Consider the following 20,591-nt stretch of genomic DNA (forward strand, 5'->3'; position numbering starts at 1 on the left):
ATTTCACGCAGTATTGTACAAATTGTGCTTGGCTCTTTACGCTAATCAATCCATGCTGATTTATTCCAAAGAAACATTACTTCCCTTCCCCTCAATTACTCAAATGGTAACCCGCCAACGAGCTTGCTTACAGCTCTCAAAAAACGATCAAAAACAGCCGAATCTTCACCACAACAATCATCCCTATCCTGAACTGCCGGGAAGGCATTGTCGCCTCGTGTACGAATGGCACGGAACGAAGTCCTTATCTGGACTTCCCACTGTGTACCATCAGCGACACCAGGATTCGGATAATCAGGCAGCCAGCCCCAAACCCCGCACTTATCACACGCCCTCCAGAACCTCTCCCAGTTTTTGGCTGCTACCGGCACAATCTGCGTATTCTCTGGATGGTATCCGTACCCCAGCACCTCATAACGCAAAAGCCCAGCCTCCAGGCTCACCCGATAACTCTTCCCCATATAACCACCGACAAACACCATAAAATCATCGGGAGCTAGGCCTTCTTGTTCTTCTCTGGGCTCTTCAAGTTTCTCAACTTTCTTGAGTGCAGTTAGCACGGTATCCCAAAATCCCGCTGGCATGGACCAATTTCCAGTCAGATATGAAGCCAAATATTCTTCAGAAAATGGCCGGAATCCTCTCCGATAGCAATAAACATAAGAAACCGCTTCAGCTTCAACTTCTTCTTCTTCAACTTTCCGTTCGTTCAACAAATGGTTACAATAAATGTGCGCCAGCTCATGAATCAAGCCGCTCAATCGGACTGCTATAGGGTGTAGGCTGTTAATTTCTATGCAATAGCCTTCAAGGTGTCGTTCCTTCTCGCTGAACTTATCAAGCTTGTTTTCCAAGACTACATGGCCAGACTGCTGCGGCTCCATGGGCACTTCGCAGAAACTGGCACCTGCTCGAAGAACAGCATCCACAATGCGAAGGTAACGTTCTTCAACCCCTGGAGCCCAACTTTTCCAAGGAAATATCTGGCGAATGACCTCTTCCGTGGGGAGATTTGGATGCAAATCAAGACCGGAGCGACCGTCGGTATCTTTCAGATCGTAAACAAAAGAAACTGGACCAAAGGGCTTAAGGATCACAATCGGCTGCACATCTGGAAGCACCCAACGCCCAAATTTCTCCCACTGTGCCGCCGTAAGGACAACAGAAGGATTCTTACGTTGCTGCATGACAAGATACGCGTTGTACGGAGCAAGGAATTTACACTTTTTTATGTAGGCCAGAGTCTCAAAACAACGGCGTTTCACATCTGGGAAAACCGCGCGTTGCAATAAATCTTCTACGAGTGATATTGCCGTTTCTTGCATAGCACCCTCCCAGACATAACACTTGCGTTTCCGCGAGACGTTTGTGCGAAACGCCCCACTTATCTCGACCTATCCCAACATATTGAAGGCCTCGGAAAACCTCATACAGCCAGATGGCTAAATATCCAGCTTCGGCAACGCGTTCACGATCTTCATGGTTTCCAGGCTGACCGTGACCACGCGCATGAACAGTTCCAGCGGATAGCGCGGGTTGTGCATGGTTTCGATGGCCCAATCATTCGCATCGTTGACGATGCCGCTGGCCTTGTCCGTTTTCACGCATTGCCGCTCCACAACCCAATCCAGCGCGGGCTTGCCGTTGACCACGTATTCGTAGGCTTCCAGCGGAATACCCGTGAGCGTGATCTTCTCGTTGTAGATCAGCGTGGTCAGGTCTTTTTCCTTGCCGCGCCTACCGTATTTCATCTTCTTGACCCGGTAGTCCGCATCGGTCAGGGGCTTGCCGCTGGTCTTCACGGTCAATGGATACGGTTCCACGGTCTCGTAGTTGATATGCAGGTCCGCAAGGTCGCGCCCCGCCTTGCTGAAGGCCCAGAAGTCGGCGGCGGACTTGACGCGGGGGATGCGGGGGAGTTCCTTGGAAAGGTTGTCCGCGAAGCGTTCACGGTACTCCGGCGAATGCAGCAGGCCGTAGACGTAATAGAAGATGTCTTCCTTGCTGATCTGTTCGCCGGGGTAGGCTTCCTGGAAATGGGCCAGCCCTTCATCCGTGATGGCGTCACGGCGGATGCGTTCGGCCTTTGCGGGTTTGGGAGTTTCCAGCAGCGAGGCTTGCTTGTTGGATTTATTCTTTTCCGTGGGAGTTTCTTCGTAAAGGTACAGCGGAAAGCATTGCGCACCAGCTTCAAGTGAATTCAAATCTACCAAGCAATTGCTAATTAGTGGAGTAATACCATTCTTGCTTCCTCTTCCGTTGATAAAAATAACTATATTCTCTGTTGATTGCGTTTCAAATATGCGAGGCATTTGTCCAACGCGATGATTAAACATGCTATCGTAATATAACCATTGTTTAGTAAACGGACGATATAGACATACAAAGACTTTTTTTTCTTCAAAAATACCTTTTCTCATACCAGCAAGGCATTGCAATAAGCTACTTGACCAACTAATTTTTGAAGAGTCTGTTCTGATAAAGCAGTCGATAATCCCTTTAAGCTCTTTACCTCCTAGCCCTTTATATGAATATTCTAATCTTTTTACTTCGTCGTTATAAAAAGCTATAGTGCAATTCATATTAATTTTTAGCGCTTTGCGGGATGCATTATAACACCAAGAATCACGGTTGGTACCGATTCCTAGTGAATAATTTATAAATAGGCTAGCCGCATCACTTTTTTTGTCTCCGAGGACGATATAGCCTGCAAAACTTTCATCTCTGTGGCTTAGCCAATCACCATGCGCATTAGGGGAGAGAATCTGCCACTTTCTAGCCTTTGTAATCCCCGCGATGCTTGCAAATGCAGCGATTTTCATTAGCTTCTCTTCACGGGAAAGGTAGTCGCCAATGTCATGGAAGAAAATCCGTCCACGCTCTTGTACCTTTGGATTTTTGACCAGAAAAGAAATGGCGATGGGGGCGCGGCTACCGCTGCCGAAAATCTTTCCACCCTCCCGACGCGACAGCTCCCCGGAAGTGCGTTGATTGCCGCGCAGATGGAAAACATAGATGCTTGAAAACTCTTCAGCGAAACACTTCCGCAAACCGTCTGCCGTGTTGGCTTCCAGAAAGCCCGCATTGGTGACGAAGCCGATCACGCCGCTGTTGCCGATTCGGTCGGATGCCCAGCGGATGGCCCGGATATAGCTGTCATAAAGATTCTTGACGGAAGTCATGACTGAGCCAGCAGCATACGTGCTTGCGATTCTTTTATCCAAACATGAATAGCTTACATTTTGATTGTTATCGTTGGCATTGGTTTGCCCGGCGGAATACGGCGGGTTGCTCATGATCACCCGGATATCCAATTTCTTCTGCCGCTTTCTCCGGGTGCTGTTGTCCTCCAGCATGGCGCTGATCAAATCTTCCTTCTCATAGAGCTGGAAGGTATCCGTCAAACAAATGCCTTCAAAAGGCTGATACTCCCCGCCGACGATGCTGTGATAGACCGCCTCGATGTTGATGGCGGCGATATAGTACGCCAGGAGCACGATTTCATTGGCGTGGATTTCATGCTTGTACTTGTGCGGAAGCTGCTCCGGTGTGATCAACCCGCTTTGCAAAAGCCGAGTGATAAAGGTTCCTGTCCCGGTGAAGGGGTCGATGATGTGAACCCCCTTGCTGCCGATGGTCTGGCCGAACTCGCTTTGCAGAATTTCATCAACGCTGTGGATGATGAAATCCACCACTTCCACGGGCGTGTAGACGATGCCGAGCCGTTCGGTCATGCGGGGGAAGGCGTTGCGGAAGAACTTGTCGTACAATTCCACCACGATCTTTTGCTTGCCCGCCGCGTTGTCGATGCCTTCGGCCCGGAGCTTCACGCTGTCGTAAAAGGCTTCCAGCGTGTCCGCTTCCTTGTCCAGCCGGTGTTCCTGCAAGGTGTCCAGCACGGTTTGCATGGCCTGGGATATGGGGTTCTGCTGGGCGAAGCTGTAGCCCTCGAAAAGCGCGTCAAATACGGGTTTTGTCACGAGGTGCTGGGCCAGCATCTCGATAATTTCTTCATCCGTGATGCTATCGTTCAAATCATCCCGAAGCTCTTCAGCAAAAGCATGAAACGCCTTGCGCTCTTTGGCGTTGGCTTCGTTCTCCAGAATGCCCGTAATCCGGTCGATGTGCGTTCGGGCGATCCTGGCGATGTCATTGGCCCAGTCTTCCCAGTGATGCCGGTTGCCGCATTTCTGAACCAGCTTGGCATAGATGGCCCGTTCCAGGTCGCTGATCTCGAATTGCAGTTGCTTCTCGCTATATTGGGGTGGCCGGGGAACCGTGGTTCCGATTCCATAGTCTCCCTTGCCTGCGTCTTCGTTCGTCGTGCCTTTGGTCTTTTCCTGCCGTTTCTGAATCTTGTCCGTAATGGCGATGACTTCCATCTTGCTAGGGTCTTTGCCGATGAGGTCCAGCTTGTTGACCATCGCGTCGAAGCGGTCATCGTGCGAACGCAGGGCCTGGAGCACCTGCCAGACCACGGCATAGACCTTGTTGTCATTCAGGGCTTCGTGCGCTTCCATGCCAGCGGGAATGACCACGGGCAAGATCACGTAGCCGCGCTTCTTGCCCGGCGCGGTGCGCATGACCCGGCCCACGGATTGGACCACATCCACCTGGGAATTGCGCGGGGTGAGAAAAAGCACGGCGTCCAGGGCGGGCACGTCCACGCCTTCGGACAGGCAACGCACGTTGCTGAGAATCCGGCAGGTGTTCGCCGGGGTTTCCGCCTTGAGCCACTGGAGCTTTGCTTCCTTTTCGCTGGCATTCATGCTGCCGTCCACATGGGCGGCTTCACAGGTCAGGCGGGCGGACGGCTCAAACTCTTCGGAATCCTGATACGCTTCCACAACGGCCTGGAACATGGCCGCGATGTTTTTGGAACTGACCTTGTGAACCTTGGCTTTGCGCTGCACTTCGATGACCTGACAAAAGGCCACGGCGCGGCGCATGGGGTCGCTGTCGCCCACGAGGTCATCGGTCACGCCCTGTTTGGACAGGGCCTTCCAGCAACCCACAATTTTTGCCGCGTCATCCACCTTGAGCTGGTTGTTCTCGTCTTTGAGCAGGTCTTGCAGACGGCGGTTGATGGCACTCTCTTCCACCGCCAGAACCAGCACTTTGTAATCGACCAGCAACTGCCGCTTCACGGATTCGGAAAAGCTCAGAACGTACAATTCCTTGCCGTAGAGCTTTTCGTCATCCATGGAGCACAGGGCCACGTTATCCTTTTCCGCCGTTGCTTTGGCTGTGTCGCCGTAGATGCGCGGCGTGGCGGTCATGTAGAGACGTTTTGCCGAGCGGATGAATGCGGAGTCGTGGACCTTGACGAAATTGCTCTCGTCGTCATCTCCGAAGGTTGCGCCGGTGGTCCTGTGGGCTTCGTCGCAAATGATCAGATCGAAGTCGGCTAGGCCGTGCTCATGCTGGGCTCGGCTGACCACATCAATGGAATGATAAGTGGAAAAAACCACGCTCATGTGCTGGGCATCGTGGCGTTTGGTCATCTCCCCGGCAAGGCGGGCCGGTTCCGTGGTGGCCGGATAGCGCAACTCGTGCGTGAAAGTCTGTACGGCGTCATCGTCCTTCTTGCGCTTCTTGCCCACGTCGCTGTCGGAACACACCGCGAAGCTGTGCAACGGGGTGGCGCTTTCCTGCGTCCATTCCGTGAGCGTCTGCGAAAGCAGGGCCAGACTCGGCACGAGGAACAGGACGCGCTTCCCCTTGCCTGCCAGGACTTCGGCAATCTTGAGGCTGGCGTAAGTCTTGCCGGTTCCGCAGGCCATGATCAGCTTGCCACGGTCGGCGGATTCCAAGCCCTCCCGGACGGCATCCAACGCCTTTTGCTGGTGGTCCAGGGGGTGCTTTTTTGCGCGAAGGGTCGGCTGCTGCTGGGGCTGGTAGCTGGCCCAATCAATCTGGCTGTTCTCCAGGTCGAAGAGGTCTATTTTGCTGACCGGGGGTTGCTGGTCCCTGAGGGCCTCTTCCGCGTGCTCACTCCAATGGTTCGTTGTGCTGACGATGATGCGGTGGCTGAAAATCTTCTTGCCCGATGCCGTGAAAAAGCTGTCGATGTCGCGCTTTTGCAGCGTGTAGTCTTCCGCGTAAAGCTTGCACTGAATCGCGTGAAACTCTCCCGTGCCAGCGGTGCGGGCCACAAGGTCGATGCCCGTATCCCGCTTATCCAGGCCTTGCGTTTCCGCCCATTCCGCATACGTCCACACGTCGCTGTAAAGGTCGCGGTAGCTGGCTTCGTTGCGCAGGTAGCACACAATTAATTCTTCAAAATAAGTGCCTTTCTCACGTTCCGTGGCGGCGGCCCGACGGTAGGCATTGAGCAGCTTTTGCAGCGCGGTCATTTCCGTTCCTTGCTGAAGGCGGTTCCCAGGTGGTGGCAAAAATCGAAAGAGCGTCCGGGGGAGTCTATAGAAAGCCGGATTCGTTGGCTAGTCGGGTGAATGGATGCTTGAAGAACGTTCATCGTGTCTAGAGGAAGGATGTCGAAGCGGAGGCGATAAGCCAGAATGTTGATAAATGATGAATTTCGAGACAAGTACGCGCGCGCGTTGGGTGGGTACGTTTGCAGAGTTTTACAAAGCACGAGGCCGCGCAATACTCCCGATCGGGCAAAAGGAAACGATTGCAACGCATAAAAAGGGGGGGCGGTCAAAAACCTGGGGCTTCTTCCCATAGGACCGGATGGTGAGTACAGCATAGAGTTTCCTGCAAATTTAGACCCCCAAAAAAGCCCAAAAGCTCTCCTTGTGGGATGCGTCTGCGTAGAAAACAATCGCCCAGGAAACATGAGCAAAATCCATCCGACACTTTTCTCCATTTTCTAGCTTTCTTTTCAGCATGATAGGCTGCACACACATGCCAATGGGAACCATCCAAATTGGAAACATGCCCAAAAGCAATGCAGCCCTAACAAATTCTTTTCGGGGTATATATGGGGGTATGTAAGAAAAATACAACCATGAAATACGATAAATTTTGGAGTGTTATACTCTTAATGCTTTTCCTCTTCCGGCACCACAAAGAGCACAAAGCCCCGATCCACGGATCGGGGCTTTTCTTTGGCATGTCCCGGCGCGGAAAACCGTCAGCCCCGCGCCGCGCCGGGGAGGCGGGCCCGGACGAGCAGCCCGCCCCGCGTCCTCTTCCCTGCCGAAGCCGCAGCCGGACGAAGTTCGGAATAGCTCAACGTGACTCCGCGTCCAATTCCCCGACCAGTTCCTCCACCGATGCGAGCCGGGCGTAGACCAAACCGAGCGCGGCCAGGAACGCGGCGTGGACCTGATCCGCGCCCACGCGCAAGCCGTTGAATTCGAGCGCGCAGGCGGCGCAGGCGTCGTGGGCCGCGAGGCACTCGAAGCCCAGATCGAATGCGGCCCGCACCGTGGCGTCGATGCACATGTTCGTCATCATCCCCGCGACCACCAGCCGGGAAACGCCCCGCTCCCGCAACGCGGCCTCCAGCCCCGTGTCGCGGAAGCTGTTCGGATACTGCTTGGTCAGCACCGCTTCGTCCCCCAGAGGAGCGACCTCGGCCCGGATCGCGGCACCTTGGGTACCCGGAAGGAAGAATGTCGCCCCCGGACGCACGGACTCGTGCCGGACGTGCACCACGGGCAACCCCGCCGCGCGCCACGCCCCCAGCAGCGCCGCCGCACGCTTTCCGGCCCGTTCCGCTCCGGGCAGGGCCATGCGCCCCCCGGCGAAATAGTCGTTCTGCACGTCCACCAAGACCAGCGCCGCGCCCTCTGTCGCATGCTTCGTCTCCATGTCCCGCTCCTTTCATAAGGTATGAGTCCAGCCTCTCGAACATGCGCATTCTGCCCGGCCCGCTCCCAAAGCGCGAGTGACGGATTTGACATTCAAGAGGCGAAATCGGACAATGCCGGATGCACAAGACTCTTTCCATTCTTGTGGCTGCCCTGCCGGGCTGCCTGGTTTCCAGCGTCACAGGCGTGCTCGACGTCTTCGCCGTGGCCAACATCCACGCTCAAGCCTCCTGCGGCATACGGTTTAGCGCCCGCAGCGCGGGCAACGGCCTTGCCCCGGTGCGCGGATTCGACGGGCGCACGCTCATTCCCGATGTGGACCTGCGCGCCCGGAGCAAAGACGAAGCCCCGCCGGATTTGATCGTGCTTCCCGCCATTTTCGATAACCTCCAAGGATTGCTCCCCGCACCGAGCTGGACCGCATGGATCCGCGAATGCCACGCACAGGGAAGCTGCGTGGCCACGGTCTGCGCGGGCTCGTTCCTGCTGGCGGAAACCGGCCTGCTGGACCATCGTCCCGCCACCACCCACTGGAGCCTGGCCAAAGAATTCCGACGCCGCTATCCCAAGGTCCGGCTGCGCGCGGACCGTATGCTCCTGGACAACGGCGACTACGTCTGCGCGGGCGGAGCCACGGCCTACCTCGATCTCAGCCTGCACCTGGTGGCCCGATTCGGCTCGCCCGAACTGGCCCTCTCCTGCGCCCGCACCCTGCTCATCGACGCGCGCCCGCCCAGCCAGGCGCCCTACCCGGCCTTCGGCCCAAACATGGCCCACGGGGACCAGGAAGTGCTCGCGGCCCAGAAACTCGCGGAACAACGTCCCGCTTCGAGCGTTGGCGACCTCGCCGATGCGGGCGGTCTGGAACCCCGCACCCTGCACCGCCGTTTCCTGGCGCGGCTCGGCCTTTCCCCCCAGGCCTACCTGCGCGAGGTGCGCGTGGAGCGAGCCAAAAAACTGCTCGCCTCCGGCACCCGCAGCGTGGAGGACATCGCCGGCGAGGTCGGCTATCTCGATGCGGCAGGATTCCGCAGGCTGTTCAAGAGCGCTACAGGGCTGACGCCGGGCGAATATCGACGTCGCTTCAGCTTTCGACACTGACGATTGATCGTAGATTTATTAAATCAAAGATCAATCTGCAATTGACAACCCCACATAAGCAGTAATATCGTCAACACATGAACGACAATCCAGCCATCGACGAGATCAATCGGCAAATTCTGGAAATTCTGCGTGCGGACGCCCGCACGCCCAACGCGGAGATCGCCCGGCAGGTGGGCCTGACCACCTCGGCCGTGCACGAACGGGTACGCAAGCTGGAAACGCGCGGAATCATCCGGGGCTATTCCGCCGTGCTCGACGCGGACGCCCTTGGCCAGGGCCTGCTCGCCTTCGTGGGCGTGCGCATCGCCCCGCACCGCGAGGCCATGAACGTGGCCCGCGCCCTGTCCGAGGCGCACGGCGCGGAGGAGGTCTTCCACATGGCCGGGGAGGAATGCTTTTTGGTCAAGGTCCGCTGCGCCGGAACCGGGGAACTGGAACAGGTGCTCCTGGCCTTGAACGACATCCCCGCCGTGACGTCCACCCGCACGGTCATCGCCCTGCGTCCCGTCAAGGAGTCGCCCGGACCGGAACTGCCGCGAACCAAGCAAGGAGAAGATGAATGAGCAAAGGCAGATTGGACAAGATCGACGTGGCCGAGAAATTCGGCCTGTTCACGCAGCAATGGCAGGGCAAGGTCGTGGCCGAGATGAACGGCATGTACGTCAAGCTGGCCCGGCTGGAGGGCGAGTTCATCCCGCATACGCACGAAGCCGAGGACGAGATGTTCTACGTGCTCGACGGAGAGCTGACCATGCGCCTGCCGGACCGCGACGTTACCGTGGGACCGGGACAGTTCATCGTGGTTCCGCGCGGGGTGGAACACATGCCCGTCTGCCCGCGCGAAACGAAGATCATGCTCATCGAGCCCAAGGAAACCGTCAACACCGGCGACGCGGACAGCGAACGCAGGGTCGAGCCGGAGTGGATATGACCCGGCGCGAGAACATCAGCTACGGACACCCCCTGGAAGCCAAGCTCGGTTTCTCCCGCGCGCGCCGCGTGGGCGACATCCTGGCGCTGACCGGATGCGCGCCCATCGCCCCGGACGGAAGCGTGCACGCGCCCGGCGACATGTACGCCCAAACCGTGCGCAGCCTGGAAATCATCCAGGATGTGCTCGCCCGCGCCGGAGCGGGCCTCGAAGACGTGGTCCGCACCCGGATCATGGTCACGGACATGGAGCGCTGGGAAGAGGCCGCCCGCGCCCACGGCGAGGTCTTCGGCGAAGTCCGTCCGGCCTGCACTTTCTTGCAGGTCTGCCGCTTCATCAACCCGGAATGGCTGGTGGAAATCGAAGCGGACGCCGTCATGGGCGTTGCCGCGGACTGACCGCGCCGCAATAGATTCAAATCTCCGTTTAAGTCGCGGCGGGGGTGCTCTTTTATTGTGCACTCCCGCCGCGATGTGCTATGCTCGGATTGAGGGGGCATTGCAGCCGTTCATGCGGAACGCAGTTCCGAATGGATGGACGTCCTGCAACGTCATCACGCATGTCCGCGGCATGGCTGCGGAGTCATCTTTCAGACCGAGAAAGAGCACGGGGGAACCACCATGAGGAAATCCATCAAGGCGAAGCTGGTCGCGGGGCTGCTGATCACCATCGCGCTTCCTGTCGCGGCGATTTTCAGCATCATCGCCTGGAACACCAGCAACCAGTCCTTCGACAATTTCATCAGCAGCACGGACAAAGAGCTTCGCCAGGTCGACAAGACCATCGAAACCTTCATGAACCAGGCCCGCCTCAACGCCAATATGGCCGCGAGCGGCCCCATGTACGGACGCATCGACGCCGGGCTGACCAGCTACGCGGACACCACCTCGGACAACATCTCCCGCATCCGGCCCGACGACCAGCTCGGGCACGAGATTCGCGGCTTTCTGAGCTCCATTCAGAAAAGCCACCCGAACTACGTGGACGTCTACATCGGCACCCGCTACGGCAGCATGATCATGGGCAGGGACACCTCCCTGCCCGCGGGCTACGATCCGCGCAAGCGGCCCTGGTATCCCAAGGCCCTGGAAACGCCCGACCAATCCAGCATCTCCGACGCCTACGTTTCCACCACGGGCGACGTGACCATCAGCATCATGCACCCGTTCAAGGACGACGCAGGGCAGATTCTGGGCGTCGCCGCCATCGACATCACGCTCACGGACATGACCGACCTGATCAAGAACCTCAAGGTCGGCGAAAACGGTTTCGTGGTGCTGCTCCAGGGAGACGGCACCGTGCTCGCGGACCCGCGCCACGACGATTTCAACTCCAAGAAGGCCCAGGAGGTTTCCGAGGCGTACGGCGCGCTCTACGCCAAGGGCTCGGGCCACCTCGAAGTCAACGTGGACGGCGAGAAATACGAAGGCGTCATCCACACTTCCGAGACCCTCGGCTGGAAGTACATCGGCTTCATCCCGGAAAAGGAAATCATGGCGCCCGTCTACGCCGCCCTGTTCCAGATGGTCTGGGTCATCCTCGGCAGCCTCGTGTTCCTGGCCGTGGCCATCTGGCTCTTCACGGACAGAAGCATGGTGCGCCCGCTGCAACGGGTGCTCCGGTTCCTGCGCGAGGTCGTGGACGGCGACTTCACCCGGCGGCTCAATGAAACCCGCGCCGACGAAATCGGCGAGATCTTCTGCGCGCTGGACCGCATGGCGGACACGCTTCAGGCCAAGGCGGACCTCGCCACGAGCATCGCTTCCGGCGACCTGACCCGCGAGGTGCACCTCGCCTCCGAGCGCGACGCCCTGGGCAAGGCCCTGGAAACCATGAACGCGAACCTCAACCAGATCATCCGCCAGGTCAGCACCGCGTCGGTACAGATCGATTCCGGCTCGGACCAGGTCTCCAGCTCCAGCCAGGCCCTCTCCCAGGGGGCCACGGAGCAGGCCGCGTCCCTGGAGGAAATCACCAGCTCCATGACCGAGATCAGCTCGCAGACCAAGGCCAACGCCGAAAACGCCTCCCTGGCGAACCGGATGATGGGCGAAGCCAAGGACACCGTGCAAAACGGACAGAAGGCCGGACGCGAGATGGCCGACGCCATGACGGAAATCGCGGACTCCAGCGCCAAGGTTTCCAAGATCATCAAGGTCATCGACGAAATCGCCTTCCAGACCAACCTGCTGGCGCTGAACGCGGCGGTGGAGGCGGCCCGCGCAGGCAGCCACGGCAAGGGATTCGCCGTGGTGGCGGAAGAGGTCCGCAACCTCGCCTCCCGCAGCGCCAAGGCCGCCCAGGAAACCACGCAGCTCATCGAAACCGCGCTCGCGCGGGTCGAGGTCGGCCGCGAACTGACGGGCCGGCTGGATGAAAACTTCGAGGGCATCACCGGCGCGGCGGCCAAGGTCGCGGATCTCGTGGCCGAGATCGCCGCAGCGTCCAACGAGCAGGCCGAGGGAGTCGGACAGATCAACACGGGCCTGCACCAGGTGGACATGGTCACGCAGCAGAACACGGCCAACGCCGAGGAAACCGCCTCCGCGGCCGAGGAACTCGCCTCCCAGGCCGCCCAGCTGCGCGCCATTCTCCAGCGCTTCCGGCTCAAGGACCGGGATGCGTACGCCTCGAAGGAACGCTCCTCCCGCCAGGATTCCGACACCGGGCGCGGCGAACGCGAAGCCTCCGGCAAGCGCTACACCGTGCGCACCTCCAAGCCGCAGCCCCTGCCCTCGGCGCAGGCCGCAAAGCCCAAGACCGAGACAGCCAAGCCCGGCAAGCCCGCAGCCAAGCCCAAGCCGGAAACCGGCAAGGAACACGGCGGCAAGTCCGCCCCGGACGACGCCTGGGGAGCCGCGCCCGCGGCAGCTCCCAAGGCAAAGCCCAAGGCTTCCGAGGAAGTGCGGCCCGAAGACGTCATTTCTCTGGACGGCGACGAATTCGGCCGCTACTAGCAGCGCCCGCAACCTCCCGCACTTTGCAGGCCCCGGCTTCGGTCGGGGCTTTTTTCATGGCAAGGCACGCAATTTGCTTTTGCCCTTCCAGGCAATCATTTCCTCTTCAGCATATAATCGGGAGTCCACCATGGTCGATCCGCTGAAAATCGCGGTCACGCGACAGATCAACAAAGAAACGAATGCGTTCGAAAGCCATAACGGGATTGAAATCGTCAATTCGCGACCCTTGCGGGTGGGAATCGACCTTTCCAACGTCTGCAACGTCAACTGCATATTCTGCCTCGCCAAAGGCGGCCGAAAGAAGCGGTCGGATCCCGACGCTTTTCGCTCCGCGGACTGGATCGACCATCTTTCCACGCTGCTGCCCTTCATGCAGCGCGCCATCTTCAGCTCCTTCGAGGCCATCATCGCCCCGGAATTCCCCCAGGCGGTGGAAAAGGTCCGGCGCAGCTACACGCCGTTCAACATCTTTACCAACGGTCTGGCGCTGACGCCCGAAATGTCAAAATTCTGTCTGGAAAACGGTCTGGCCTCCATGAACTGCTCGTTCCACGCGGCGGACAAGACCACCTACCACGGCATCATGCGCGGCTCGGACTACGACACCGTCCTCGCCAACCTGATGCACCTGAAATTCCTGGCAAGAAAGATCAATCCCGATTTTCACCTGACCATGGTCTTCTGCGCCATGCGCCGCAACATCAAGCAGCTGCCCGCCTATGTGGACCTCGCCTATGCCGTGGGCGCCAAGGCCATCCAGGTCAACTACCTGCTCGTGACCGACGAGGACACCGGGCTGGAGCACGAGTCCATGTTCTTCCACCAGCATCTCTACGACCGCAACATCCACATCGCCAAGGCCAAGGCCACGCAGCTGGGCATCAAGCTGCTGCACCAGCCCACGTTCGGCGACTTTCAGGCTCAAAGCGGCGCCCTGGCCCCCTGCTACCGCCCCTGGGAACACCTCATCGTCACCCGCGACGGCGACGTCTCCATCTGCTGCGGCGGAACAAGCAACCAGGGCAACATCTTTGAAAAAGACTTCTTCAGCGTCTGGAACAGCGAAACGTTCCAGACCTTCCGGCGCAGGGTGAACTCGGACAACCCGCCCAAGGTCTGCCGTTCCTGCACGAGAGGCCGCGAGAACCCGCTCGATCCGCGCACGCACCTGACCTACCTGCGGCGGTTCCCGAACGTCGAACAGCAGCGCCGCCTGCGCGACATCGTCGACGGTTTCGAAAAGGGCCGGAAAGTCGTCCTGCCGGACGCGGAAACCGAACACGCGCCCTGCGCGCTGTAACCCCGGGAGAGGATCATGCTGACGCCTGTGGAACGCGCCAAAATCCAGAACAAGATTCTGCTCAACGCCTACGCCGACTCCAACACGCCGGTGCTGGCCACCTACCCAAGGCGCATCCAGATTCTGCCGACCCTGCGCTGCAACTACCGCTGCCGGATGTGCTTCCAGCCGGACGAGGACCACAAGCAGGGCGGCGAAATCGATTTCGCCCTGCTGCGCAAGCTGGAGCACGTCTATCCCTTCATGGAAGAGGTCTACTTCACCGGGGGAGAGCCGCTGCTCTATTCCCGCCTGGAGGAGGCCACGCGCCTGTTCGCGGCCCACGGCGTCCGGGTGACCATGTCCAGCAACGGCTCCCTGCTCAAGGGCGAGCTGCTCCCGCTGGCCCTGGACCACTTCCACATGATCAAGGTCAGCATCGACGCGGCCTCGCCCAAGACCTACGCGGGCATCCGCATCAACGGAAATTTCAACAACGTCATCGCCAACCTCGCGCGCGTCTCGGCCATGAAGGGACAGCGCCGCAGCCTGACCCCGCACCTCCAGTTCGGCTTCGTGGCCATGCGTTCCAACATCGAGGAACTGCCCAAGCTCGTGGCCCTCGCCGCGGACATCGGCATTTCCTCAATCCACGTGGGGCACGTGGCCTCCGGCGAGGTGCAGGGCGACATGGGCGATGAATCCCTGTCCCGCCACAAGGAACTGAGCGACGAACAGTTCCTGCGGGCCCAGGAAATGGCCCAGGCCCTGGGCGTGGAAATCCGCCTGCCCCGGCTGTTCGGCGCGGCAGGCGGCACGCAGGACGCAAAGCCGTCCACCACCAAGGTCTACGACACGGGAATCTGCAAGGAACCCTGGAAATTCATGCTGCTCAACCCGGACGGACGCATCAGCATCTGCTGCCACAAGGGCATCATCGCCGGCAACCTCGCGGAATCGGATTTCGACGAAATCTGGAACAACGCCTTTTACCAACGCATCCGCAGAACGCTGAACACGGCCAACGAACCGCCCGAATGCTCCGGCTGCCCGTACTACAAGCGCACGCTCATGGCCGAACGGGCGCGGGAGCCGCAAGCGCAGGCCGTGGTCTAGGAGGCCGTCCATGCCGCAACGCTGCGTGATCTACGGCAACTGCCAGGGAACCGCGCTGGATATATTCCTGCGCTTCAGCCCGGAATTCGCCCGGCTCTTCACTCCCTGCGTCCATTCCAACTGGCAGCAGACTCCCTTCCCCCTGGAGCAGCTCGAGGACTGCGCGCTCTTTCTCTACCAGCCGACCAAGGACCGGGGCGGGCTGGCCCCCTCCACCGAGGCCATGCTCGACGCGCTGCCGCCGCACTGCGTGCGCGTGGCCTTTCCCTATGTCTATTTCAACGGCTACTGGCCGTTCCATACGGATTCGCCCCACACGGACGTGGGCAGGGCATTTCCAAAGGAGCGCCACTACTACGCGGACAGCGTGCTGGACAAGCTCGCGGCCACGCCCCTGCCCGTGGAGCGCATCCTGAACATCTACCGCAATCTCGATTTCGAAGAAGAGCATCCGGCTGCGGAACGCCTCCGCGAAACGCTGCGCATTCAGCGTGAACGCGAAGAACGCACCGACATCAAATCCGCGGACCTCATCGAGGCGGCGTATCGCACCGAGCACATCTTCCTGACCGTGCGCCACCCCTCCAACACGATGTACCTGCGCACCTCCAACCGGCTGCTTCGGCTGCTCGGCCTGCCCCTGCTGCCCGACCGCGTCGCCGTCGCCGCGCCCAGCCCCTACAATGTCCCCTACGCCCATCCGATCCACCCCGGCCTGGCCCGCGTCCTGGGCCTGGAATTCGTCACCGACCGGACCCGCTACAATCTTTGGGGAGACTGGTTCGACTACGAAGCCTACCTGCGCGACTACATCGAGAACCGCCGACTGCTCCAGGCCCTGGCCGCCTGACTCCCCCACCCGGAAAAAAGCTTGAAGAGCGGGTCCGCTCGTATTACCAACCGGAGTACGGAGAGCGGACATCCGCACCCCCTCCGGCAACGGCCCGGCGCAAAGCGCCGCCCAGGCAACCCGAACCACGACCCGTCATGAAAATCGCCGGAATCATCTTCGAGTCCCTGCTCAAGGCGGGCGGCTACGAAATCTTCACATACAATCTCTTCAAAACCCTGGCCCAGCGGGGCAACGACGTGACGGTCTACGTGCCGCCCCGGCGGCTGCGCAAGGAACGAGGCTTTCTCTCCGCGCTGCCCTTTCACGTCCGCTCCCTGCCCCGGCAGACGAGCCTGCTGCTGAACCAGGCTCCCAAGCTGCTCGGCTGGCTGATGCGCCGCGAACAGGCCCGCCGGGGCCATGACGTCTGGCAGGTCATGGGCGCGCATCCCGAAGCCACGGCCGTGCGCGGACTGGCCGGGGTCGTGCCTCTCTGCCTGCGCACCCACGGCGACGACGTGCAGTTCGCCCCGCAATACGGCTACGGCATGCGCAAGGATCCCGGCGTGGATGCGACCATCCGCGCCAATCTCAAGCTCATGGACCGCGTGGTGGCCCTCACCCCCGGCATCGTGGACGACCTCGCCGAGCTGGGCACCCGCCGCGACCGCATCCGGGTCATTCCCAACGGCATCAGCCTCGCGCAATACGAAAAGCCGCGCGACCGCGAGGCCGTGCGCAAGCGCTGCGGGGTGACGCCGGACCAATTCTTCATCCTGACCGTGGGCCGCAACCACCCCAAAAAAGGCTTCGACCTGATCCCCTCCATCGCCGGAGCGCTGAAGGAACAGGGCAAAAATTTCTCCTGGCTCGTGGTCGGCGGCGAAACCGAAAAGCTCCGCCCGGAAATCCGCAGGCGCGGCCTGGAGGGCGTTGTCCGCCCCCTGCCGGGCATCCTCCCCCCGGCCTCGGCAGGCGCGGCCCAGGAGCTGCCGCCGGACGAACTGGTGGACCTCTATTGCGCGGCCGACGTGTTTTTCTTTCCCTCCCGGCTGGAGACCTTCGGCAGGGTCATTCTGGAAGCCATGGCCGCCCGCACGCCCGTGATCACCACCAACGCCCTGGGCTGCCGGGACGTGGCGGGCATGGGCAAGCACGCGCGCATGGTGCCCGTGGACGACGTGAAGGCCATGGTCGGCGCGCTGGTCTCCTTCATGGACGACCCGGAACTGCGCGCCCGCTTCGCCGTGGCCGGTCGCAGGCAGGCCGAGGGCCACGACTGGCAGGCCATCGCCAAGGCGTATGAACAGGTGTTCGAAGAACTCCGCGAAATCGGGCCGCGTCCGCCCGAAGAGAAACGATGATGAAAATTCGAGACGGCCTGCGCGGCGTGGTCCTGATCCTCCTTGCGTCCTGCCTTACCTTCGTCGCGCTGGAAGCGTGCGCGCGCGGCTATCTCTGGATCATCAGCGGCATGGATTCCCATGCGCTGGCCTACGGCTGGACGGATCGACATCTGAAGATGGACGGCCTGCTTTCCGCCCGTTTCGAGGAGACGGACAAGACCCTGGACCAGCAGCAAGGCGTGGTGTCCAACGACTGGGCCCCGGACGGCAGCAGCCTCGAGGGAACGCCGGAAACCGCGTTCGAGAGCGGCTGCGGCGGCGCCGTGCACTTCAATCTCTACGGGCACCAGATCCTTGCGAAGGAGATGCTGCGCTCCGAAACGCTGCAACGCCTCCTCGCCGATCCAAGATATGCGGACGGCCCCATCACGGCCTGGGCCTTTGGCGGCTCCACCACCGCCGGACGCAACTACAGCGCGGACGCCTCCTCCTGGCCGGAGGAACTGGAAAAACTTCTTCCCGACAGGCTGCGGATCGTCAACTACGGGGAAAACGGCTTCAGCTCCGACCAGTCCATCGACAGGATCAAGCGCCTGCTCAAAAGCGAACCGGCTCCCCAGGTGGTCTTCTGGGCCAACTGGGTCAACGAGTCGGACGTGCTCTACTTCGTCATGGACCGCAACTACGAGGCCCTCGCCCGCAAATTTCCCGAACTGGGCAGTCCCGAACTCCGGCAAAAGCTCTGGTCGCGCAACGCGCACCGCTATCTGCTCCGGAGCCTTGTGGTCAGCCTGGACAAGCGGCTCGCGGTTTTCCGGCTGCTGCGCGAGGCCCTGAGCGGCGTCACTCCAGCTGCGCCCTCGGAGCAAAAGGTCTCCACGCTCGCCGACGTCTTCCAGGACAGGGGCGTCGCGGTCACCGTGGAAAACTACCGCATCAACCTCGACGAGCTGCTGGAGCTTTCGCGGCAATACGGCTTCCAGGTCGTCATCGTCCGCCTGCCCATCCGCTGGCGGGGCATGCTCTGGGAAAACGGGCAGCCCAGCGACCGCTGGCTTTGGGCAGGCCCCTTCAACGAGGCCGTCGACGCGCTGGCCAAGGACCGAAACGTGCCCGTTCTGGACCTCCAGCGCCAAATGTTGGATGCGGGCTATTTCTCCACTCCGGCCGAATGAATTTTATCCCTACATTTCAGCATGTTAAATGTTTTGCCAAGGGGTTTCTTTTCTGGTACTTGATGCGAATTCCAAATCCTGTAACCCCAGCAGCATAATCCGTGCAATTGAACCAATCCTTCCAGTCGATAATAAGACATCAACCACTTTAGGAGTTTTCATGCGCAGCCTGAAGCTTAACGGTACGATCGTCAACGACGAGAACGAAGCGTACGTCATCGCCGAAATCGGCAACAACCACCAGGGCGACGTTGAAATCTGCAAGCAGATGTTCGACGCGGCCAAGGAATGCGGCGCCAATGCCGTCAAACTCCAGAAGCGGGACAACCGCTCCATGTTCACCAAGGCTGCCTTCAACCAGGTGTACAACTCGGAGAACGCCTTCGGCCGCACCTACGGCGAACACCGCGAATTTCTGGAATTCGGCGAGCGCGAATACGCCGTGCTCAAGGAGTACGCCTCCGAGATCGGCATCGACTTCTTCGCCACGGCCTTCGACCTCAACTCCGCCGACTTCCTGGCCAGCTTCGACATGCCCTTCTACAAGATCGCTTCCGGCGACCTGACCAACACCCCGCTGCTCAAGCACGTGGCCAAGATCGGCAAGCCGGTCATCCTCTCCACGGGCGGCGGCACCATGGCCGACGTGCGCCGCGCGTACGAAGCCATCATGCCCATCAACGACCAGCTGGCCATTCTCCAGTGCACCGCGGCCTACCCCTGCCAGCCGGAAGACATGAACCTGCGCGTCATCGAAACCTACATGCGCGAGTTCCCGGACGTGGTCATCGGCCTTTCCGACCACCAGAACGGCATCGCCATGGCCATGGTGGCCTACACCATGGGCGCGCGCATCTTCGAGAAGCACTTCACCCTGGACCGCACCTGGAAGGGCACGGATCACGCCTTCTCCCTGACCTCCAAGGGCCTCTCCAACCTCGTCCGCGACCTGCACCGCGCCCGCACCTCCCTGGGCAACGGCGTCAAGCAGCCGCTCGACCTGGAAGTCAGCCCGATCAAGAAGATGGGCAAAAAGATCGTGGCCGCCCGCGACCTGCCCGCCGGAACCGTGCTCACGTTCGAGGATCTGGCCTTCAAGTGCCCGGCCGACGGCATGCCTCCCTACGAACTGGACAACGTGCTCGGCAAGACCCTGACCGCCGAGCTGCCCGAAGACGGCGACCTGTCCTTCGACATCCTCAAGTAAGGGGGATTCGTGAACGACGCACTGTTCGACCTGAACGGAAGAACCGTGATCATTACCGGCGGCCTGGGACAACTGGGCCGCCAGTTTGCTTCCGCCCTGCTCCGACACGGCGCCAACGTGGCCGTGTTCGACGTGGCGGAGCCCGGCGAGAAATACCTCGCCGATTTCGCGGACCATGCCGACAGAATGCTTTTCGCCGTGGTGGACGTGACCAGCAAGGACTCGGTCATCCAGGGCCTGGAACAGGTCGCCGCCAAATGGGGCGCGCCCTACGGGCTGATCAACAACGCGGCCCTGGATTCGCCTCCGGGCGCTCCCGCCGAGGAAAACGGCCCCTTCGAGACCTATCCGGAAGCCTCCTTCGACCGGGTCATGGAGGTCAACGTCAAGGGCGTGTTCCTCTGCTGCCAGGTCATCGGCGCGGCCATGGCCGAGGCCGGACGCGGCTCCATCATCAACATCTCCTCGACCTACGGCGTGGGCTCGCCCTGCCAGGACATCTACGAATACCGCCGCAAGCGGGGCGAAACGTTCTTTAAGCCCGTGGCCTATTCCGTGTCCAAGTCCGCGCTGCTGAACCTGACGCGCTACCTGGCCACCTACTGGGCCGAGAAGGGCGTGCGCGTGAACACCCTGACCTTCGGCGGCGTGTTCAACAACCAGGACGAGGAATTCATGGCCGAGTACCGCAAGCGCGTGCCCATGCGCCGCATGGCGGGCGAGAACGAGTACAACGGCGCCGTGGTCTACCTGATGTCCGAGGCCGCCAGCTACATGACCGGCTCGAACATGGTCATCGACGGCGGCTGGACCGCCTGGTAGGCGTCGAACGCTGAACGCGGCCCCGCCGCAAGCTTCCC

The 20,591-nt window shown here is 60.3% G+C and carries 15 protein-coding genes; 12 read left to right on the forward strand and 3 right to left on the reverse strand.

Going from position 1 to position 20,591, the window contains the following annotated elements; genetic code table 11:
* Window positions 1-95: 95 nt before the first annotated feature.
* The 3 genes from G452_RS21535 to G452_RS0112330 all read right to left on the reverse strand — a co-directional run bounded on the left by G452_RS21535 (window position 96) and on the right by G452_RS0112330 (window position 7,782).
* On the reverse strand, window positions 96-1,325 hold the full coding sequence (locus tag G452_RS21535) for an ImmA/IrrE family metallo-endopeptidase (protein ID WP_155887697.1): 1,230 nt from the start codon (window positions 1,323-1,325) through the stop codon (window positions 96-98).
* Window positions 1,326-1,442: 117 nt separating this feature from the next.
* A complete protein-coding gene (locus G452_RS0112325) occupies window positions 1,443-6,356 on the reverse strand; it encodes a DEAD/DEAH box helicase (protein WP_022662570.1) in 4,914 nt (1,637 codons plus the stop codon).
* Between the two features lie 841 nt (window positions 6,357-7,197).
* Complete coding sequence (locus tag G452_RS0112330) at window positions 7,198-7,782, reverse strand: cysteine hydrolase family protein (RefSeq protein WP_022662571.1); 585 nt, start codon at window positions 7,780-7,782, stop codon at window positions 7,198-7,200.
* Between the two features lie 119 nt (window positions 7,783-7,901).
* Here G452_RS0112330 and G452_RS0112335 point away from each other — a divergent pair, with 119 nt between their 5' ends.
* The 12 genes from G452_RS0112335 (at window position 7,902) to G452_RS0112390 (ending at window position 20,553) form a co-directional block, all read left to right on the forward strand.
* Window positions 7,902-8,882 (forward strand): GlxA family transcriptional regulator, encoded by a 981-nt coding sequence (locus tag G452_RS0112335; RefSeq protein ID WP_022662572.1) that lies wholly within the window; start codon window positions 7,902-7,904, stop codon window positions 8,880-8,882.
* A 77-nt stretch (window positions 8,883-8,959) separates the two neighbouring features.
* The gene (locus G452_RS0112340) at window positions 8,960-9,448 is read left to right on the forward strand and encodes an Lrp/AsnC family transcriptional regulator (protein WP_022662573.1); all 489 of its coding nucleotides are present in this window, start codon (window positions 8,960-8,962) and stop codon (window positions 9,446-9,448) included.
* Entirely contained in the window at window positions 9,445-9,816 is a 372-nt protein-coding gene (locus G452_RS0112345; RefSeq protein ID WP_022662574.1) for a cupin domain-containing protein, read from the forward strand. The genes G452_RS0112340 and G452_RS0112345 overlap by 4 nt, the downstream gene beginning before the upstream one ends.
* The gene (locus G452_RS0112350; protein WP_022662575.1) at window positions 9,813-10,214 is read left to right on the forward strand and encodes a RidA family protein; all 402 of its coding nucleotides are present in this window, start codon (window positions 9,813-9,815) and stop codon (window positions 10,212-10,214) included. Before G452_RS0112345 ends, G452_RS0112350 begins: the two co-directional genes overlap by 4 nt.
* A gap of 222 nt (window positions 10,215-10,436) precedes the next feature.
* On the forward strand, window positions 10,437-12,773 hold the full coding sequence (locus tag G452_RS20710; protein WP_022662576.1) for a methyl-accepting chemotaxis protein: 2,337 nt from the start codon (window positions 10,437-10,439) through the stop codon (window positions 12,771-12,773).
* Between the two features lie 130 nt (window positions 12,774-12,903).
* Complete coding sequence (locus G452_RS0112360; protein WP_022662577.1) at window positions 12,904-14,076, forward strand: radical SAM/SPASM domain-containing protein; 1,173 nt, start codon at window positions 12,904-12,906, stop codon at window positions 14,074-14,076.
* Between the two features lie 15 nt (window positions 14,077-14,091).
* On the forward strand, window positions 14,092-15,171 hold the full coding sequence (locus tag G452_RS0112365) for a radical SAM protein (RefSeq protein WP_022662578.1): 1,080 nt from the start codon (window positions 14,092-14,094) through the stop codon (window positions 15,169-15,171).
* Between the two features lie 10 nt (window positions 15,172-15,181).
* Window positions 15,182-16,021: a WcbI family polysaccharide biosynthesis putative acetyltransferase gene (locus G452_RS0112370; RefSeq protein ID WP_022662579.1), complete on the forward strand. Its 840-nt coding sequence runs from the start codon at window positions 15,182-15,184 to the stop codon at window positions 16,019-16,021.
* Between the two features lie 137 nt (window positions 16,022-16,158).
* Complete coding sequence (locus G452_RS0112375; RefSeq protein ID WP_022662580.1) at window positions 16,159-17,367, forward strand: glycosyltransferase family 4 protein; 1,209 nt, start codon at window positions 16,159-16,161, stop codon at window positions 17,365-17,367.
* Window positions 17,364-18,524: an SGNH/GDSL hydrolase family protein gene (locus G452_RS0112380; protein ID WP_022662581.1), complete on the forward strand. Its 1,161-nt coding sequence runs from the start codon at window positions 17,364-17,366 to the stop codon at window positions 18,522-18,524. The genes G452_RS0112375 and G452_RS0112380 overlap by 4 nt, the downstream gene beginning before the upstream one ends.
* A 160-nt stretch (window positions 18,525-18,684) precedes the next feature.
* Complete coding sequence (locus tag G452_RS0112385) at window positions 18,685-19,731, forward strand: N-acetylneuraminate synthase family protein (protein WP_022662582.1); 1,047 nt, start codon at window positions 18,685-18,687, stop codon at window positions 19,729-19,731.
* Window positions 19,732-19,740: 9 nt separating this feature from the next.
* Window positions 19,741-20,553 (forward strand): SDR family oxidoreductase, encoded by an 813-nt coding sequence (locus tag G452_RS0112390; RefSeq protein WP_022662583.1) that lies wholly within the window; start codon window positions 19,741-19,743, stop codon window positions 20,551-20,553.
* The last annotated feature ends 38 nt before the right edge of the window (window positions 20,554-20,591 follow it).

The organism is Paucidesulfovibrio longus DSM 6739 (genome assembly GCF_000420485.1).
Taxonomy (GTDB): domain Bacteria; phylum Desulfobacterota; class Desulfovibrionia; order Desulfovibrionales; family Desulfovibrionaceae; genus Paucidesulfovibrio; species Paucidesulfovibrio longus.

Coding starts and splice junctions, on each gene's coding strand:
- G452_RS21535 (WP_155887697.1), bottom strand. CDS start 1,325: ATGCAAGAAACGGCAATATCACTCGTAGAAGATTTATTGCAACGCGCG.
- G452_RS0112325 (WP_022662570.1), bottom strand. CDS start 6,356: ATGACCGCGCTGCAAAAGCTGCTCAATGCCTACCGTCGGGCCGCCGCC.
- G452_RS0112330 (WP_022662571.1), bottom strand. CDS start 7,782: ATGGAGACGAAGCATGCGACAGAGGGCGCGGCGCTGGTCTTGGTGGAC.
- G452_RS0112335 (WP_022662572.1), top strand. CDS start 7,902: ATGCACAAGACTCTTTCCATTCTTGTGGCTGCCCTGCCGGGCTGCCTG.
- G452_RS0112340 (WP_022662573.1), top strand. CDS start 8,960: ATGAACGACAATCCAGCCATCGACGAGATCAATCGGCAAATTCTGGAA.
- G452_RS0112345 (WP_022662574.1), top strand. CDS start 9,445: ATGAGCAAAGGCAGATTGGACAAGATCGACGTGGCCGAGAAATTCGGC.
- G452_RS0112350 (WP_022662575.1), top strand. CDS start 9,813: ATGACCCGGCGCGAGAACATCAGCTACGGACACCCCCTGGAAGCCAAG.
- G452_RS20710 (WP_022662576.1), top strand. CDS start 10,437: ATGAGGAAATCCATCAAGGCGAAGCTGGTCGCGGGGCTGCTGATCACC.
- G452_RS0112360 (WP_022662577.1), top strand. CDS start 12,904: ATGGTCGATCCGCTGAAAATCGCGGTCACGCGACAGATCAACAAAGAA.
- G452_RS0112365 (WP_022662578.1), top strand. CDS start 14,092: ATGCTGACGCCTGTGGAACGCGCCAAAATCCAGAACAAGATTCTGCTC.
- G452_RS0112370 (WP_022662579.1), top strand. CDS start 15,182: ATGCCGCAACGCTGCGTGATCTACGGCAACTGCCAGGGAACCGCGCTG.
- G452_RS0112375 (WP_022662580.1), top strand. CDS start 16,159: ATGAAAATCGCCGGAATCATCTTCGAGTCCCTGCTCAAGGCGGGCGGC.
- G452_RS0112380 (WP_022662581.1), top strand. CDS start 17,364: ATGATGAAAATTCGAGACGGCCTGCGCGGCGTGGTCCTGATCCTCCTT.
- G452_RS0112385 (WP_022662582.1), top strand. CDS start 18,685: ATGCGCAGCCTGAAGCTTAACGGTACGATCGTCAACGACGAGAACGAA.